This is a genomic window from Curtobacterium sp. ME-Dv--P-122a, assembly GCF_030209645.1.
GTDB lineage: Bacteria > Actinomycetota > Actinomycetes > Actinomycetales > Microbacteriaceae > Curtobacterium > Curtobacterium flaccumfaciens.
This window is the reverse complement of the sequence record NZ_JARVRO010000006.1, coordinates 695,359-710,537: the sequence shown is the minus strand read 5'-3', so window position 1 is coordinate 710,537 and position 15,179 is coordinate 695,359. Positions and strand designations below refer to the sequence as shown.

Sequence of the window (15,179 nt, the reverse complement as noted above, 5' to 3'; positions counted from 1 at the left end):
GTCGAGGTAAATGATTGCGTTCGGCAACATCAGCCGATCGGCAACATCAACCGATCGGCAGCCAGGTCCCGCCCACACGTCGGACGGCCGGTCCGTGTCCCGGCAGCACGAGGGCCGGGAACGGCAGCGCCCGTGCCGACTCGAGCGCGCGGTCCTGATCGGCGGTGAAGAACGGTGTGATCATCCGCGGCCGCGGGGCCCACGACCCGGGCTGGGTGTCGTGCCGGCTGACGACCGCGTCGCCCGTGACGATCGCGTCCGCCGCGGGCAGCAGGTACGCCGTCGAGCCGTCGGTGTGGCCGACGGCCGGGAACGGTGCGATCGCCCGGCCTGCGAAGTCCGCACCGGTGAACGCCCGAGCGGACGGGACGGTGGTCGGTCGGAGGGCGTCGGAGCGGATCGCCCGTGCCAGCCAGGCGAGCACGCGGGGGCTGGCGAGCCGGCCGCCGATCTCCGCCGGGGTGACCTGCTGCCGCTCGGGTCCGCGCACGTTGGCGAGCTCGTCGGCGTGGGCGAGCACCTCGACGTCGGGGTACCGCTCGAGGATCCCGGGGATGCCGCCGACGTGGTCCACGTGTCCGTGCGTCACGTAGACGCGACGGAGGTCGGCCGGGTCGTGCCCGGCGGCGCGCACGGTGTCGAGCACGAGGTCGGTGTCGGCCGGGTACCCGGCGTCGATCAGCGCGACGCCGTCCTCCTCGGCCAGCACCACCCAGTTGGACACGGGGCCCTCGACGAAGACGACTCCGGGGGCGACGGACACGACGGAACGGGGTTCGCGCGGGCTCATCCCTCGACGGTACCGTCCGCCGACCGTCGGGCCCGGGTCTGCTCCGCCCGCTCCGCGAGCTCGGCGTCCGCCGGGTAGCCCACCTCGGTCAGGGTCAGTCCCTTCGCCGGCGCCGTCTTGAAGGCGCTCGTGCGTTCCTCGGCGACGCGCAGTTCCTCGAGGCGGTCCGGGCCGAAGCGGCCCTCGCCCACGGCGATGGTCGCGCCGACCATGGCCCGCACCATCGAGTGGCAGAAGGCGTCGGCCTGGAGGCGCGCCACCAGCACGCCGTCCGGCTCGCGGTCCCAGCGGAACTGCTGCAACGTCCGGATGGTCGTCGCCCCCTCGCGCGGCTTGCAGAACGTCGCGAAGTCGTGCAGCCCGAGCAACGTCAGCGCACCGCGCTCCATCGCTGCCGGATCGAGCCGTGCCGCGTGCCAGACCGTGTGCCCACGTCGACGTGGATCGCGCGGGGCGTCGGCGTCCGCGATCCGGTACTCGTACCGGCGCCAGAGCGGCGAGAACCGCGCGTCGAACCCGGCGGGCGCCACCGAAGCTCCGGTGACGACGACGTCCCCCTCGGGTGCCGCGATGCCGTTGACCCGCTTGAGCAGCCCGTCGAGCGGTGACCGGCCCGACCCGCGCTTGGTGGTCAGCGCTGCCCACTGTTCTGCCGACAGGTCCAGGTGCGCGACCTGCCCGGTGGCGTGCACCCCGGCGTCGGTGCGTCCGGCGACGGTGAGCAACGGCGGTTCGCCCCAGCGGGTGAACACGGTGGCGAGTGCGGCCTCGAGGGCGCCCTGGACGGTCCGGAGTCCGGGCTGCCGGGCCCACCCGGAGAACGCCGCCCCGTCGTAGGCGATGTCCAGCCGGAGCCGCACGTCGCCCGTGCTGTCGGGGTCCTGGAAGCCGACCGTCTCGTCCACGTGACCACCGTAGCGGGGGTGATCCGTGCCTCCCGGCCCGCGCTCGGTCTGCCGGACGGCGGCCGCCCGTACCCGCTCAGCCGCGCGGACGGCCGAACGCCGACGGACCGGTCCGGGTGTCGAGGTCGTCGGTGGCGCGTCGCTCGGACTCGACGATCCCGCGCAGGGCGACGAGCGCGGCCGAGGTGACCGCGACGTGCGAGGGGTTCTCGCGCGATGCGTCGAGCGCGCTCTCGAGTCGTGCGATGGCCTCTTCGGCCTGGTCCTCCGGGGAGTCGCCGCGGATCGTGCTGGCGATCTTCCGCAGTGCCTCGGCGATGGGGGTGGCGAACGCGGGGTCCGGACGCCCGACGCCCTCGGACACCGGGCCGGAGCGTGCCACGAGCTCGGTGAGGTCGGTCGTGTACCAGGCGACCCGCTCCAGGGCCCGGAAGCGTCCGCCGTCCTTCTGGAGCCGCGCTCGCGACCCGCGCAGGGCACCACGGGGGTTGAGTCGGCGGCTCTCGTGCGCGATCGCCACCCGCGACCGGACGTCCGCGATCGCGCGGTCCAGGCGGTCCTGCTGGTGGTCCCACGCCTTCTCGTCGCGCTTGCCCTCCTCGAGCACGGCTGCCAGCCCGTCGAGGTGGTCCGCCAGCACACCGTTCACCGCGTCGATGCGGTGTTCGGCGTCCCAGAAGTGCAGCGGCGGGAACACCAGGAAGTTGACCAGCAGCCCGATCACGACGCCCACGGCCATCTGCACGAGGTACCCGAGCGAGTACCCCTCGGCGTTGGCGCCGCCGACGAGCAGGACGAAGAGCGCCGCGGTGGACACCCACGAGCTGCCCTCGCCCAGCACGCGGAACCCGCCGACCAGCACCCCGACGCCGACCGCGAGCGCGATCGCGAGGAAGCCGGGATCGCCGACCCACATCGTGAACGCGGCGATGAGGATGCCGAGGGCGATCCCGACCAGGGTCTGCACACCGCTGCGGATGCCCGCGAACACCGTCGTCTGCATCGCGACGACGGCGCCGAGTGGTGCGTAGTACGGGTACTCGGCCGCGACGCCCGGGATGTGCCGCGCCACGAACCAGGCGATCACGGCGGCAGCGGCGGCCTTGCCGGCGTGCAGCAGGCGCGGCTGTGTGCCCGAGGTCCGGCTCCACCGCCAGACCCGGGTCCCCAGACCCGTAACGTGCTGGAACGCCATGACTTCCTTCCGTCGCACCCGGCCCGTGACGGTACGCCGAGCAGTCGGTGTGCACGACCAGCCTCGGGCGCGAGGAAGCCCCCGCGACCTGGGTCGCGGGGGCTTCCTCGTGGTGGTGCAGCGCCCCGGAGGGCACCGGACTACTTGGTGTCGGCGTCGTCCGACTTCTCGGCGGCGTCGGCCTCGACCTCGGCAGCAGCCTCGGTCTCGGACTCGGTCTCGACCGGGGCGGACTCCTCGGTGGTCTCGGTCTCCTCGACCGGGGCCTCCGCGGTGGTCTCGTCGGCGGCGGGCCCGTCGACCGGGGCGGCAGCAGCGGCCGGAGCCGAGTTGCGCTTGACCGGAGCGGGCGTGCTCGAGACGGGCTCGAGGACGAGCTCGATCGACGCCAGCGGGGCGTTGTCGCCCTTGCGGAAGCCGAGCTTCGTGATGCGGGTGTAACCGCCCTGGCGGTCCTCGACCTGGGGGGCGATCTCGGTGAACAGCGTGTGCACGACGGACTTGTCGCGCAGGATGCTGATCACACGACGACGAGCGTGCAGGTCGCCGCGCTTCGCGAACGTGATGAGACGCTCGGCGACCGGGCGGAGGCGCTTGGCCTTCGTCTCGGTGGTCGTGATGCGACCGTGCGTGAAGAGGGCGTTGGCGAGGTTGCTCAGGAGCAGGCGCTCGTGGGCGGGACCGCCACCGAGGCGGGGGCCCTTGGTGGGCTTCGGCATGTCAGTTCTCCAGTGGTGAAAGTGGTGCGCGCGGTGTCAGCGCGCTTGCGCGTGAGCGCGAGGTCAGTTGTTGGACTCGTCCTCGTCGTACCCGCTGTAGAAGTGGGCGCCGTCGAATCCGGGGACGGTGTCCTTGAGGGACAGGCCGAGCTCGGTGAGCTTGTCCTTGACCTCGTCCACCGACTTCTGACCGAAGTTGCGGATGTTCATGAGCTGCGTCTCCGACAGGGCGACGAGCTCGGACACCGTGTTGATGCCCTCCCGCTTCAGGCAGTTGTAGCTGCGGACCGACAGGTCGAGGTCCTCGATCGGGGTCTGCAGTTCGTTCGAGAGCACGGCGTCGACCGGCGCGGGGCCGATCTCGATGCCCTCTGCCGCCGTGTTGAGCTCGCGAGCGAGCCCGAACAGCTCGACCAGCGTGCGACCGGCCGACGCGATGGCGTCGCGCGGCGTGATGGCCGGCTTCGCTTCGACGTCGACGACCAGGCGGTCGAAGTCCGTGCGCTCACCGGCACGCGTCGCCTCGACGCGGTAGGTGACCTTCAGGACGGGCGAGTAGATCGAGTCGATCGGGATCTGACCGGCTTCGCTGAACTCGGAACGGTTCTGCGTCGCCGAGACGTAGCCACGGCCACGCTCGATCGTGAGCTCGAGCTCGAAGCGCGCGGTGTCGTTCAGGGTCGCGATGACGAGTTCCGGGTTGTGGATCTCGACGCCGGCCGGAGCGGAGATGTCCGCCGCGGTGACCTGACCGGCACCCTGCTTGCGCAGGTACGCCGTGATGGGCTCGTCGTGCTCGCTGGAGACGACCAGGCTCTTGATGTTGAGGATGATCTCGGTGACGTCTTCCTTGACACCGGGAACGGTGCTGAACTCGTGGAGGACGCCGTCGATGCGGATGCTGGTGACAGCCGCGCCGGGGATCGAGGAGAGGAGCGTGCGGCGCAGCGAGTTGCCGAGGGTGTAACCGAAGCCCGGCTCGAGCGGCTCGATGACGAAGCGCGAGCGGTGCTCGGAGATCGGCTCCTCGGTCAGGGTGGGGCGCTGTGCAATGAGCACTGTGGGATTCCTTTCGGCGAAGTGTCCGCTATATGACACTTGGCGGTACGACGGGGCCGCATGGGCCCCGACGGGTCTGTTGAGTTGTGATCACGCGCACACACGTGCGCGATCGAACGACCAGGAATGGCCGCGGGCCCTGCCCGCCCTCGCCGGAACGGATCCGGTCAGGGGACGAGCAGGGCGCGGCCGGTTGCTCCTCGCGTCAGACGCGACGGCGCTTGGGCGGGCGGCACCCGTTGTGCGCCTGCGGCGTGACGTCGTTGATCGAGCCGACCTCGAGGCCAGCGGCCTGGAGGGAACGGATCGCGGTCTCGCGACCCGAACCCGGGCCCTTCACGAAGACGTCGACCTTCTTGACGCCGTGCTCCTGCGCCTGACGCGCAGCGGACTCGGCAGCGAGCTGCGCCGCGAACGGCGTCGACTTGCGCGAACCCTTGAAGCCCACGGCACCCGAGGACGCCCAGCTGAGGACGGCACCCGACGGGTCGGTGATGCTGACGATCGTGTTGTTGAACGTGCTCTTGATGTGGGCCTGGCCCACAGCGACGTTCTTCTTCTCCTTGCGGCGCGGCTTGCGCGCGGCAGTCTTGGGGGTAGCCATCGGGGTCTCCTATCGAGCCTTCTTCTTGCCTGCCACGGTGCGCTTCGGTCCCTTGCGGGTACGAGCGTTGGTCTTGGTGCGCTGACCGCGCACCGGGAGACCACGACGGTGGCGAAGACCCTCGTAGCTGCCGATCTCGACCTTGCGGCGGATGTCGGCGGCGACCTCACGGCGGAGGTCACCCTCGACCTTGAAGTTGCCCTCGATGAAGTCACGGAGGGCGACGAGCTGGTCGTCGGTCAGGTCCTTGACGCGGATGTCACCGGAGATACCGGTCTCCGTCAATGCCTGGACGGCGCGGGTACGGCCGACGCCGTAGATGTACGTGAGTGCGATCTCCACGCGCTTCTCGCGCGGGATGTCGACGCCTGCTAGACGTGCCATGTGATGGCTGCTCCTGTTGTCGATGGAGGTGTGGCGCAGTACCGGTGCTCGGGCCTCCGCCCCGAGGTGTCCCCCGGTCGTCGTGCGACCGGGTTCTGGTACTGCGTTGTCGATCTTCAGTTGTGGGTCGTGCTCGAGCAGCCTGGTGTCCGAGGGACACCGTCGGCGCCGGTCACGCGCCCGGGACTAGCCCTGGCGCTGCTTGTGACGCGGGTTGCTCTTGCAGATCACCATGACGCGGCCCTTGCGGCGAATCACACGGCAGTGTTCGCAGATGGGCTTGACGCTGGGGTTGACCTTCATGGTTCTTTCCTCGTGCTCGCTGGCTTCGTGCTCGGCAGGATTGCCGTGCCGTTCCTTTCCAGCTCGCGGATCACTTGTAGCGGTAGACGATCCGGCCGCGGGTCAGGTCGTACGGGCTCAGCTCCACGATCACGCGGTCCTCGGGGAGGATGCGGATGTAGTGCTGGCGCATCTTCCCGGAGATGTGCGCGAGGACCTTGTGTCCGTTCGTCAGCTCAACGCGGAACATCGCGTTGGGCAGAGCTTCGAGCACCGAGCCTTCGATCTCGATGACGCCGTCTTTCTTGGCCATAGCCTCACTGTCGCTTGGTTGTGGAACAGGTGTGATCCCCGAACCGGTCTGCGGGTCGGTCGCCACACCCGAGAGGGCATGACACACCAAAGATCGATCTTATGTGGTAAACCCGCAATTGCCAAGTGGGGACGCGGAACACCCCACGTCTGGGGCTTCCGGGGCCGTGCCTGAGCGTTGCACAGTGGTTTGTCGGCGCGCTCCGGGCGCGCACATGCGCGCGAACCGTAGTTTTGCTCCGCAGCCACGTCCGCCGCACCAGCAGCTCGCGCCGGACCACCGAACGGAGAACACGTGCCCGACGCCACCCGACGCCCCTTCGCCAGCCACGGCAAGCAGGCCCGTCGCCGGGGCTGGGGCACGCTCGTCACCGTCGTCGCGTCCGCGGTCGCCGTCCTGCTCGTCAGCGGCACGAGCGTCGCCGCGATCGCCGGGGCCCAGCTCGCCACCGCGCCGCAGACCGTCGCGCTGAGCACCGACGACCAGAGCACCGCGAAGACGGCGGACATCTCGGCGATCAAGGGCGGGGCGAACATCCTGCTCATCGGGAGCGACACCCGGGTCGGCCAGTTCGACTCCGACGAGGACGTCGAGGGCGCCCGCAACGACGTCACGATGCTCATCCACATCTCTGCGGACCACCAGCAGCTCACCGCGGTCAGCTTCCCCCGTGACCTGATGGTCCCCATCCCGGCCTGCACGAACCCCGCGACCGGCACGACCTACCCGGCGTCCACCTCGGCGATGTTCAACACCGCGCTCGGCAACGGCGGTGTCTCCTGCGTCGTGGACACGGTGGAGAACCTGACCGGTCTGAGCATCCCCTACGCCGGACTCATCACGTTCGACGGCGTGATCGAGATGTCGAACGCCCTCGGCGGCGTGGACGTCTGCGTCGCCGAGCCGATCGACGACACGTTCACCGGCCTGCACCTCACGACGGGCTCGCACTCCCTCGAGGGCTCGGACGCCCTGGCCTTCCTGCGCACCCGCCACGGGGTCGGCGACGGCAGCGACCTCGCCCGCATCAGCTCGCAGCAGGTGTTCCTGTCGGCGCTTCTCCGCAAGGTCACCTCGGACGGCACGCTCTCGAACCCGATCACGCTCTACAAGCTGGCCGGCGCCGCCCTGTCCAACATGACGCTGTCCGACGGCCTGGCCCAGACCGGCACCCTCGTCAAGCTCGCGGCAGCCCTGCGTGGGATGAGCACGGCCAACATGCTCTTCGTGCAGTACCCGGTGGCCGACGACCCCGCCGACAGCGCCCGGGTGATCGTCGACCAGGAGACGGCCCACACCCTGAACGTGGCGCTGCAGAACGACGTCCGGTCCTCACTGAGCGACTCGAGCACCGGTCGCGCGTCCGAGGAGTCGCCGTCGAGCGGCGGGACGTCGAGCGGCACCGGGTCGTCCGGCTCGTCGGGGTCGTCCGGCACCTCGGGGTCGTCCGGGACCTCGTCGTCCGGCGGCACGCCGTCGGCGACGCCGAGCGCGACCGCCACGCGGACGCCGACCGCGTCGGCGACGCCGCTCCCCTCGTCGATCACCGGGCAGAGCGCCTCCGAGGAGACCTGCTCCGTCGGCAACTGACGCGACGTCACGGCGTGGGCCCGACAGTGGTCGGGAGGGTCCACGCGACGCCATCGACGCGGCGGACGCCAGCCGGGCCTCCCGGCCGTCGCATCGAGCGGAGACGCCCAGCGTGGGCACCGTGTGCGGACTGGAGGCCCGTCCTACGGGATCGGGACGGGCGTCACACCCAGCGGGGCCAGGCCCCGAGCGCCGCCGTCGGCGGCCGTGAGCACCCAGATGCCGGCCGCGTGCACCGCGACGCTGTGCTCCCAGTGCGCGGCGTCGGAGCCGTCGAGCGTCCGGACCGTCCACTCGTCGTCGTCCGTCGAGCTGTCGATCGCGCCGGCCGTGACCATGGGCTCGATGGCGACCACCAGCCCCGGCTTGACGGCAGGTCCGGCACCGCGCACGCGGTAGTTGAAGACCGGCGGTTCCTCGTGCATCGACCGACCGATGCCGTGGCCGGTGTAGTCCTCGACGATGCCCCACGCGCCGGTCTCGTCGATCGCGTCCTCCACGGCGGAGCCGACCTCGTGCAGGTTCTTCGCGTGGGCGAGCGCGGCGATGCCGTGCCAGAGCGACCGCTCGGTCGTGTCGCAGAGCGTCTGACGGGCTGCGGTGACCGCAGCGTCGCCGCCGGGGACGACGGTCGTGAACGCGCTGTCGCCGTTCCAGCCGTCGACCTCGGCACCGGCGTCCACCGACACGATGTCGCCGGGCGCGAGCACGCGCGCACCGGGGATCCCGTGCACGATCTCGTCGTTCACCGACACGCACAGCGTGTGGCGGTACCCGGGCACGAGCTGGAAGTTCGGGACTCCGCCGCCGTCACGGATGGTGCTCTCGGCGATCGCATCGAGTTCACCGGTGGTGATCCCCGGACGGATCGCTGCACGGACGGCGTCGAGTGCCTCGGCGGTCAGCAGACCCGGCCGGACCATCGCCCGGAGCTCGTCCGGGGTCTTGTAGATCGAGGGCTTCTTGAACCGCACCACGCTGGTCAGACGGTCGCGGAGAGCCCGCGGCCCGCCAGTGCCGTCTGGATGCGGTCGCCGACCTCGTCGATGGCACCGAGGCCGTCGACGTCGACCACGAGGCCACGCTCGCCGTACGCCGCCACGATGGGCGCCGTCTGCTCGGCGTAGACCTGCTGGCGACGACGGATCGTCTCCTCGTTGTCGTCGCTGCGGCCCTGGTCCTCGGCGCGCTTGAGCAGGCGACCGACGAGCTCGTCCTGGTCGGCGACGAGCTGCACGACGGCGTCGATCCCGGTGCCCTGCTCAGCGAGCAGTGCGTCGAGGTACTCGACCTGACCGACCGTGCGCGGGTAGCCGTCCAGCAGGAAGCCGTGCTCGGCGTCGGGCTCCTGCAGGCGGGACTTCACGAGCTCGTTCGTCAGGGAGTCCGGCACGTAGTCGCCGGCGTCCATGATCGCCTTCGCCTGCACACCGAGGGGCGTGCCCTCTGCCACGTTCTTGCGGAAGATGTCCCCGGTCGAGATCGCGGGGATCCCGAAGGAGTCGGCGATGCGGCCGGCCTGGGTGCCCTTCCCGGCTCCGGGAGGTCCGACGATGATGAGACGTGCGCTCAACGGAGAAGCCCTTCGTAGTGACGCTGCTGCAGCTGCGAGTCGATCTGCTTCACGGTCTCGAGACCGACACCCACGATGATGAGGATGCTCGCGCCACCGAACGGGAAGTTCTGGTTCGCGCCGAACAGCGCCAGTGCTGCCAGCGGGATGAGCGCGATGAGACCGAGGTAGAGCGAACCGGGCAGCGTCACCCGGGTGAGGACGTAGTCGAGGTACTCGGCGGTCGGACGACCGGCACGGATGCCGGGGATGAACCCGCCGTACTTCTTCATGTTGTCGGCGACCTCTTCGGGGTTGAAGGTGATCGCCACGTAGAAGTACGTGAACCCGACGATGAGCAGGAAGTACAGGACCATGTAGAACCAGTTGTCACCCGAGGTCAGGTTGTTCTGGATCCACGTCACCCACGCGGCCGGCTCGGAGCCGTCCGAGGGCTGGTTGAACTGCGCGATCAGGGCCGGCAGGTACAGCAGCGACGAGGCGAAGATGACGGGCACGACGCCGGCCATGTTCACCTTGATCGGGATGTAGGTGTTGTTGCCGCCGTACGTCCGCCGCCCGACCATGCGCTTGGCGTACTGCACGGGGATCCGCCGCTGTGACTGCTCGACGAACACGACGGCCATCATGATCACGAGTCCGACCAGGATCACGAACAGGAAGAGCTCGAACGACTGCGACTGCTCGATCGCCCAGAGCGCCGACGGGAACTGCGCCGCGATCGACGTGAAGATCAGGAGCGACATGCCGTTGCCGATGCCGCGCTCGGTGACGAGCTCGCCCATCCACATGATGAGACCGGTACCCGCGGTCAGCGTGACGACCATCAGCATGATGGCGTACCAGCTGTCGTTCGAGATGATCGACGTGCAGGACGCGGAGGCGTTGGTGCCGAACAGGGCGCCGGAGCGGGCGACCGTGATCAGGGTCGTGGACTGCAGCACACCGAGCGCGATGGTGAGGTAGCGCGTGTACTGCGTCAGCTTCGCCTGGCCCGACTGGCCCTCCTTGTAGAGGGTGTCGAAGTGCGGGATGACCACGCGCAGGAGCTGCACGATGATCGACGACGTGATGTACGGCATGATGCCGAGCGCGAAGACCGAGAGCTTCAGCAGCGCGCCGCCGGAGAAGAGGTTGATGAGGTCGTAGAGACCGCCGGAGGACGACGCGCTGGCGAGGCAGCTCTGCACGGCGGCGTAGTCGACGAACGGTGCCGGGATGTACGACCCGAGACGGAACAGCGCGATGATCGCGAGGGTGAAGCCGATCTTCTTGCGAAGATCAGGGGTGCGCATGATGCGCGCGACCGCTCTGAACACGATGACTCCGAACTTGTGGGACCGGGGCCGTCGATCGCGGCCGGACCGGTTTCGGTCGGCAGGGCCGACCCGGCTGGCGGATGCCGGCCACTGTCAAGGAAACCGTAACGGCGGCCCGTGCGCAAACGCACGGGCCGCCGACGGGGGTTACTGGGAGACGGTGCCGCCAGCAGCCACGATCTTCTCGGCGGCGGACGCCGAGACCTTGTCGACCGTGACCGTGATCTTCACGGTGATGTCACCCTGACCGAGAACCTTGACCTTCTCGTTCTTGCGGACGGCGCCCTTGGCGACCAGGCCCGCAACGGTGACGTCGCCACCATCGGGGTAGAGCTCCGAGATCTTGTCCAGGTTCACGACCTGGTACTCGACCCGGAACGGGTTCTTGAACCCGCGGAGCTTCGGGGTGCGCATGTGCAGCGGCATCTGCCCACCCTCGAAGCCGACCCGGACCTGGTAACGGGCCTTCGTGCCCTTGGTACCACGCCCAGCGGTCTTGCCCTTCGAGCCCTCACCGCGACCAACACGGGTGCGGTCCTTCTTGGCGCCCTCTGCAGGACGGAGGTGGTGCAGCTTCAGCACCTGCACGCGCTCGTTCTTCTCGTCGCTCATGCGTCGACCTCCTCGACCTTCACGAGGTGCGCCACCGTCGCGATGTACCCGCGGTTCTGGGAGTTGTCCTCACGCTCGACCGAACGGCCGATGCGCTTGAGGCCCAGGCTGCGCAGGGTGTCGCGCTGGTACTGCTTCTCGCTGATAACGGACTTGATCTGCGTGATCTTCAGCATCGCCATCACGCACCTGCCTTCTCGGTCGCGGCACGCAGGGCTGCGGCCTCGGCCTGGAGCAGACGGGCCGGGACGACCCGCTCGACGTCGAGGCCACGACGGCTCGCGACGGCGCGGGGCTCCTCGAGCTGCTTCAGGGCCTCGACGGTCGCGTGCACGATGTTGATGGTGTTCGACGAGCCGAGCGACTTGCTCAGGACGTCGTGGATGCCGGCGCACTCGAGCACGGCGCGGACCGGACCACCGGCGATGACACCGGTACCGGGGCCGGCCGGACGCAGGAGGACGACGCCAGCGGCGGCTTCACCCTGCACCGGGTGCGGGATCGTGTTGCCGACGCGGGGGACGCGGAAGAAGTTCTTCTTCGCCTCTTCGACGCCCTTGGAGATCGCCGTGGGGACCTCCTTGGCCTTGCCGTAGCCGACGCCCACGAGGCCGTTGCCGTCACCGACGACGACGAGCGCCGTGAAGCTGAAGCGACGACCACCCTTGACGACCTTCGAGACGCGGTTGATGGTCACCACGCGCTCGAGGAACTGGCTGTCGCCACCGCGGTTGTTGCGGTCGCGGCCCTGCTGACGGTCACGACCGCCACCACGACGGCCACGGTTGTCAGCGGAGTCGCGGTTGTTGGACGCGGAGCCCGCGGCGGTCTCGACCGGACGCTCGGCGACGGCAGGTGCCTCCGCCTCCTTGCCGGTCTTGGCGCCCTCGGTGGTCGCCTCGGCGGTTGCGTCGGTGGCCGTGGCCTCCGTGCTCGCCTCGGTGGTCTCCGTGGTCTCGACAGCCTCGGTCTCCGTGGCCTCGACGGCCTCGGTCTTGGCGTCTTCGTTGGTGTTCGCGTTGTCGCTCACAGGTTCAGCCCTCCTTCACGGGCACCATCGGCGATCGCGGCGACGCGACCGGCGTACTTGCTGCCACCGCGGTCGAAGACCACGGCATCGACGCCAGCCGACTTCGCGCGCTCGGCGAGGAGCTCACCGACGCGACGGGCCTTGGCGGTCTTGTCGCCGTCGAACGAGCGGAGGTCTGCCTCCATCGTCGAGGCGCTTGCGAGGGTGTGACCCTTCGAGTCGTCGATGACCTGCACGAACACGTGACGCGACGAGCGGGTGACGGCGAGACGGGGACGAGCCTCGGTGCCGGTGATCTTCTTGCGGAGACGGTTGTGACGACGCGCCTTGGCGGCCGCCTTGCTCTTGCCTCGTGTCTTGAGGAGTCCCATGATCACTTACCTGACTTTCCGGCCTTGCGGCGCACGTTCTCGCCGGCGTAACGGACACCCTTGCCCTTGTAGGGCTCGGGCTTCCGGAGCTTCCGGATGTTCGCGGCGACCTCGCCGACAGCCTGCTTGTCGATACCGGCGACGGTGACCTTGTTGTTGCCCTCCACCGCGAAGCTGATGCCCGCCGGCGGCTCGACCGTGATCGAGTGGGAGTACCCGAGGGCGAACTCGAGGTTCGAGCCCTTGGCCGCGACACGGTAACCCGTACCGACGACCTCGAGGCCCTTGGTGTAGCCCTGGGTCACGCCGATGATGTTGTTGGCGATGAGGGTCCGGGTCAGTCCGTGGAGCGAACGCGACTCGCGCTCGTCGTCCGGACGGGTGACGAGGACCTGGTTCTCCTCGACCTTGGCCTGGATGGGCTCCGCGATGACGAGCGCGAGCTCGCCCTTCGGGCCCTTGACCGCCACGTTCTGACCGTCAACGGAGACGGTGACGCCGGCGGGGATGTCGATGGGGAGACGTCCGATTCGTGACATTGTCGATCACCACACGTAGGCGAGGACTTCCCCACCCACGCCCTTCTGCTCGGCTTCGCGGTCGGTCAGGAGGCCGGAGGAGGTCGAGAGGATCGCCACGCCGAGGCCACCGAGGACCTGGGGGATCTCCGTCGACTTCGCGTAGACCCGGAGGCCCGGCTTCGAGACGCGCTTGATGCCGGCGATCGAACGCTCGCGCTCGGGGCCGTACTTCAGGTCGATGGTGAGGGTCTGCCCGACTCGGGCGTCCTCCACCTTCCACTCGCTGATGTAGCCCTCACGCTTGAGGATGTCGGCGATGTTCTTCTTGAGCTTGGAGCTCGGGAGCGCGACTGCGTCGTGGTGCGCGGAGTTCGCGTTCCGCAATCTGGTCAGCATGTCTGCGACCGGATCGGTCATCGTCATGATGTTCGTCCATTTCTCGCCTGGTTTCGACACCCGTTCCACGAATGCCGACCTGAGCGATCGAGTGATCCCAGGGCGGTTCCCCGAGATCGGTGTGTTCGTGCGTGCGGGCCGGAGGACGTGAATCCTCCGGCCCGCACCGCCCGAAGTAGTTTAGACCGTCTGCTCGTTGGAGCGGAACGGGAAGCCGAGCTGGCGGAGCAGCGCGCGTCCCTCGTCGTCCGTCTTCGCGGTGGTGACGACAGTGATGTCGAAGCCGCGGACACGGTCGATGCGGTCCTGGTCGATCTCGTGGAACACGGACTGCTCCGTGAGACCGAACGTGTAGTTGCCGTTGCCGTCGAACTGCTTGTCGCTGAGACCGCGGAAGTCGCGGATGCGGGGCAGTGCGAGCGTCACCAGGCGGTCCAGGAACTCCCACGCGCGGTCACCGCGGAGGGTGACGTGCGCGCCGATGGCCTGACCCTCGCGCAGCTTGAACTGTGCGATGGACTTGCGGGCGATGTTGACCTGGGGCTTCTGACCCGTGATCGCCGTGAGGTCCTTGATGGCCCCCTCGATGATCTTGGAGTCACGAGCGGCCTCGCCGACACCGGTGTTCACGACGACCTTGACCAGGCCGGGGACCTGGTTGACGTTCGCGTAACCGAACTGCTCGGTGAGGGCCGTCTTGATCTCGGCCAGGTACTTCTGCTTGAGGCGCGGCTGGATCTTGCCAGCGGGCGCAGCAGTCGTGTCAGTCATCAGAGCTTCTCACCAGACTTCTTCGCGTAGCGGACACGGACGGTCTTCTTGACGCCGTCCTTCTCCACCTCTTCGGTGCGGAAGCCGACACGCGTCGGCTTCTTCGTCTTCGGGTCGACGAGTGCGACGTTCGAGACGTGGATCGAGGCTTCGTGCTGCTCGATGCCGCCGGTCTTCGAACCACGCTGCGTCTGACCGACGCGGACGTGCTTCGTGACGAAGTTCACGCCCTCGACGACGACGCGGTTCTTGTCCTTGAGGACCTCGATGACCTTGCCCTGCTTGCCACGGTCGCCGCCACGCTCCTGCGTCGCGCCCGTGATGACCTGGACGAGGTCACCCTTCTTGATGTTCGCCATGGCTTACAGCACCTCCGGCGCGAGCGAGATGATCTTCATGAACTTCTTGTCACGGAGCTCGCGACCGACCGGACCGAAGATGCGCGTACCGCGCGGGTCGCCGTCGGCCTTGAGGATCACTGCCGCGTTCTCGTCGAACTTGATGTAGGAGCCGTCCTGACGACGGGTCTCCTTCTTGGTGCGAACGATGACTGCCTTGACGACGTCACCCTTCTTCACGTTGCCGCCGGGGATGGCGTCCTTCACCGTGGCGACGATGACGTCACCGAGACCGGCGTAGCGACGACCCGAGCCACCGAGCACGCGGATGGTCAAGATCTCCTTGGCACCCGTGTTGTCGGCGACCTTCAGGCGGGATTCCTGCTGAATCACTGCTGTCTCCTATT

The 15,179-nt window shown here is 68.7% G+C and carries 22 protein-coding genes; 1 reads left to right on the top strand and 21 read right to left on the bottom strand.

Translation table 11 applies throughout. The features are described from left to right. Nucleotides 1-46 precede the first annotated feature (46 nt). From QRN49_RS08415 to infA, 9 genes are all read right to left on the bottom strand, one after another. Nucleotides 47-790, bottom strand: coding sequence for an MBL fold metallo-hydrolase (locus QRN49_RS08415; protein WP_111092225.1), 744 nt, complete (start codon nucleotides 788-790; stop codon nucleotides 47-49). Beyond that, a complete protein-coding gene (truA, locus tag QRN49_RS08410; protein ID WP_284755120.1) occupies nucleotides 787-1,695 on the bottom strand; it encodes a tRNA pseudouridine(38-40) synthase TruA in 909 nt (302 codons plus the stop codon). The genes QRN49_RS08415 and truA overlap by 4 nt, the downstream gene beginning before the upstream one ends. Nucleotides 1,696-1,771: 76 nt before the next feature. Beyond that, entirely contained in the window at nucleotides 1,772-2,908 is a 1,137-nt protein-coding gene (locus QRN49_RS08405) for an FUSC family protein (RefSeq protein WP_181243000.1), read from the bottom strand. A gap of 122 nt (nucleotides 2,909-3,030) precedes the next feature. Continuing rightward, nucleotides 3,031-3,609: a 50S ribosomal protein L17 gene (rplQ, locus tag QRN49_RS08400; RefSeq protein WP_284755119.1), complete on the bottom strand. Its 579-nt coding sequence runs from the start codon at nucleotides 3,607-3,609 to the stop codon at nucleotides 3,031-3,033. A 63-nt stretch (nucleotides 3,610-3,672) separates the two neighbouring features. Further along, nucleotides 3,673-4,668 carry a DNA-directed RNA polymerase subunit alpha gene (locus tag QRN49_RS08395; protein ID WP_017885506.1) on the bottom strand — a complete coding sequence of 332 codons (996 nt, stop codon included), beginning with the start codon at nucleotides 4,666-4,668 and terminating at the stop codon, nucleotides 3,673-3,675. A gap of 205 nt (nucleotides 4,669-4,873) precedes the next feature. Beyond that, nucleotides 4,874-5,272 (bottom strand): 30S ribosomal protein S11, encoded by a 399-nt coding sequence (gene rpsK, locus QRN49_RS08390; protein ID WP_017885507.1) that lies wholly within the window; start codon nucleotides 5,270-5,272, stop codon nucleotides 4,874-4,876. A gap of 9 nt (nucleotides 5,273-5,281) precedes the next feature. Next, nucleotides 5,282-5,656, bottom strand: a complete 375-nt coding sequence (rpsM, locus tag QRN49_RS08385; RefSeq protein ID WP_017885508.1) for a 30S ribosomal protein S13 — start codon at nucleotides 5,654-5,656, stop codon at nucleotides 5,282-5,284. A 186-nt stretch (nucleotides 5,657-5,842) separates the two neighbouring features. Continuing rightward, on the bottom strand, nucleotides 5,843-5,959 hold the full coding sequence (gene rpmJ / locus QRN49_RS08380; RefSeq protein ID WP_022903266.1) for a 50S ribosomal protein L36: 117 nt from the start codon (nucleotides 5,957-5,959) through the stop codon (nucleotides 5,843-5,845). 70 nt (nucleotides 5,960-6,029) lie between these two features. Continuing rightward, nucleotides 6,030-6,251, bottom strand: coding sequence for a translation initiation factor IF-1 (gene infA, locus QRN49_RS08375; RefSeq protein WP_017885509.1), 222 nt, complete (start codon nucleotides 6,249-6,251; stop codon nucleotides 6,030-6,032). Between the two features lie 294 nt (nucleotides 6,252-6,545). Here infA and QRN49_RS08370 point away from each other — a divergent pair, with 294 nt between their 5' ends. Beyond that, nucleotides 6,546-7,841 (top strand): LCP family protein, encoded by a 1,296-nt coding sequence (locus QRN49_RS08370; protein WP_284755118.1) that lies wholly within the window; start codon nucleotides 6,546-6,548, stop codon nucleotides 7,839-7,841. 143 nt (nucleotides 7,842-7,984) lie between these two features. On the opposite strand, the gene map is transcribed toward QRN49_RS08370, so the two are convergent. From map to rplN, 12 genes are all read right to left on the bottom strand, one after another. Beyond that, nucleotides 7,985-8,818, bottom strand: a complete 834-nt coding sequence (gene map, locus QRN49_RS08365) for a type I methionyl aminopeptidase (RefSeq protein ID WP_502868993.1) — start codon at nucleotides 8,816-8,818, stop codon at nucleotides 7,985-7,987. 5 nt (nucleotides 8,819-8,823) lie between these two features. Further along, entirely contained in the window at nucleotides 8,824-9,414 is a 591-nt protein-coding gene (locus QRN49_RS08360; RefSeq protein ID WP_110863215.1) for an adenylate kinase, read from the bottom strand. After that, nucleotides 9,411-10,733, bottom strand: coding sequence for a preprotein translocase subunit SecY (gene secY / locus QRN49_RS08355; RefSeq protein WP_027466722.1), 1,323 nt, complete (start codon nucleotides 10,731-10,733; stop codon nucleotides 9,411-9,413). The genes QRN49_RS08360 and secY overlap by 4 nt, the downstream gene beginning before the upstream one ends. A 147-nt stretch (nucleotides 10,734-10,880) precedes the next feature. Beyond that, nucleotides 10,881-11,345 (bottom strand): 50S ribosomal protein L15, encoded by a 465-nt coding sequence (gene rplO / locus QRN49_RS08350; protein WP_027466723.1) that lies wholly within the window; start codon nucleotides 11,343-11,345, stop codon nucleotides 10,881-10,883. After that, complete coding sequence (gene rpmD, locus QRN49_RS08345) at nucleotides 11,342-11,527, bottom strand: 50S ribosomal protein L30 (RefSeq protein ID WP_017885515.1); 186 nt, start codon at nucleotides 11,525-11,527, stop codon at nucleotides 11,342-11,344. Before rpmD ends, rplO begins: the two co-directional genes overlap by 4 nt. Further along, nucleotides 11,527-12,375: a 30S ribosomal protein S5 gene (gene rpsE / locus QRN49_RS08340; protein ID WP_071406161.1), complete on the bottom strand. Its 849-nt coding sequence runs from the start codon at nucleotides 12,373-12,375 to the stop codon at nucleotides 11,527-11,529. The genes rpmD and rpsE overlap by 1 nt, the downstream gene beginning before the upstream one ends. After that, nucleotides 12,372-12,746, bottom strand: coding sequence for a 50S ribosomal protein L18 (rplR, locus tag QRN49_RS08335; protein ID WP_284755117.1), 375 nt, complete (start codon nucleotides 12,744-12,746; stop codon nucleotides 12,372-12,374). Before rplR ends, rpsE begins: the two co-directional genes overlap by 4 nt. A 2-nt stretch (nucleotides 12,747-12,748) precedes the next feature. Next, nucleotides 12,749-13,285, bottom strand: a complete 537-nt coding sequence (gene rplF, locus QRN49_RS08330; protein WP_017885518.1) for a 50S ribosomal protein L6 — start codon at nucleotides 13,283-13,285, stop codon at nucleotides 12,749-12,751. Nucleotides 13,286-13,291: 6 nt separating this feature from the next. After that, nucleotides 13,292-13,690 (bottom strand): 30S ribosomal protein S8, encoded by a 399-nt coding sequence (rpsH, locus tag QRN49_RS08325; RefSeq protein ID WP_017885519.1) that lies wholly within the window; start codon nucleotides 13,688-13,690, stop codon nucleotides 13,292-13,294. Between the two features lie 153 nt (nucleotides 13,691-13,843). Beyond that, a complete protein-coding gene (rplE, locus tag QRN49_RS08320) occupies nucleotides 13,844-14,434 on the bottom strand; it encodes a 50S ribosomal protein L5 (RefSeq protein ID WP_042537502.1) in 591 nt (196 codons plus the stop codon). Beyond that, a complete protein-coding gene (gene rplX, locus QRN49_RS08315) occupies nucleotides 14,434-14,793 on the bottom strand; it encodes a 50S ribosomal protein L24 (protein WP_017885522.1) in 360 nt (119 codons plus the stop codon). The genes rplE and rplX overlap by 1 nt, the downstream gene beginning before the upstream one ends. A 3-nt stretch (nucleotides 14,794-14,796) precedes the next feature. After that, on the bottom strand, nucleotides 14,797-15,165 hold the full coding sequence (gene rplN, locus QRN49_RS08310; RefSeq protein ID WP_017885523.1) for a 50S ribosomal protein L14: 369 nt from the start codon (nucleotides 15,163-15,165) through the stop codon (nucleotides 14,797-14,799). Nucleotides 15,166-15,179 lie beyond the last annotated feature (14 nt).

Excerpts from the sequence above, each read along its gene's own strand:
- QRN49_RS08415 (WP_111092225.1), bottom strand. The coding sequence starts at position 790 with ATGAGCCCGCGCGAACCCCGTTCCGTCGTGTCCGTCGCCCCCGGAGTC.
- rplQ (WP_284755119.1), bottom strand. The coding sequence starts at position 3,609 with ATGCCGAAGCCCACCAAGGGCCCCCGCCTCGGTGGCGGTCCCGCCCAC.
- rpsK (WP_017885507.1), bottom strand. The coding sequence starts at position 5,272 with ATGGCTACCCCCAAGACTGCCGCGCGCAAGCCGCGCCGCAAGGAGAAG.
- rpsM (WP_017885508.1), bottom strand. The coding sequence starts at position 5,656 with ATGGCACGTCTAGCAGGCGTCGACATCCCGCGCGAGAAGCGCGTGGAG.
- rpmJ (WP_022903266.1), bottom strand. The coding sequence starts at position 5,959 with ATGAAGGTCAACCCCAGCGTCAAGCCCATCTGCGAACACTGCCGTGTG.
- infA (WP_017885509.1), bottom strand. The coding sequence starts at position 6,251 with ATGGCCAAGAAAGACGGCGTCATCGAGATCGAAGGCTCGGTGCTCGAA.
- rplO (WP_027466723.1), bottom strand. The coding sequence starts at position 11,345 with ATGAGCGACGAGAAGAACGAGCGCGTGCAGGTGCTGAAGCTGCACCAC.
- rpmD (WP_017885515.1), bottom strand. The coding sequence starts at position 11,527 with ATGGCGATGCTGAAGATCACGCAGATCAAGTCCGTTATCAGCGAGAAG.
- rplR (WP_284755117.1), bottom strand. The coding sequence starts at position 12,746 with ATGGGACTCCTCAAGACACGAGGCAAGAGCAAGGCGGCCGCCAAGGCG.
- rplF (WP_017885518.1), bottom strand. The coding sequence starts at position 13,285 with ATGTCACGAATCGGACGTCTCCCCATCGACATCCCCGCCGGCGTCACC.
- rpsH (WP_017885519.1), bottom strand. The coding sequence starts at position 13,690 with ATGACGATGACCGATCCGGTCGCAGACATGCTGACCAGATTGCGGAAC.
- rplE (WP_042537502.1), bottom strand. The coding sequence starts at position 14,434 with ATGACTGACACGACTGCTGCGCCCGCTGGCAAGATCCAGCCGCGCCTC.
- rplX (WP_017885522.1), bottom strand. The coding sequence starts at position 14,793 with ATGGCGAACATCAAGAAGGGTGACCTCGTCCAGGTCATCACGGGCGCG.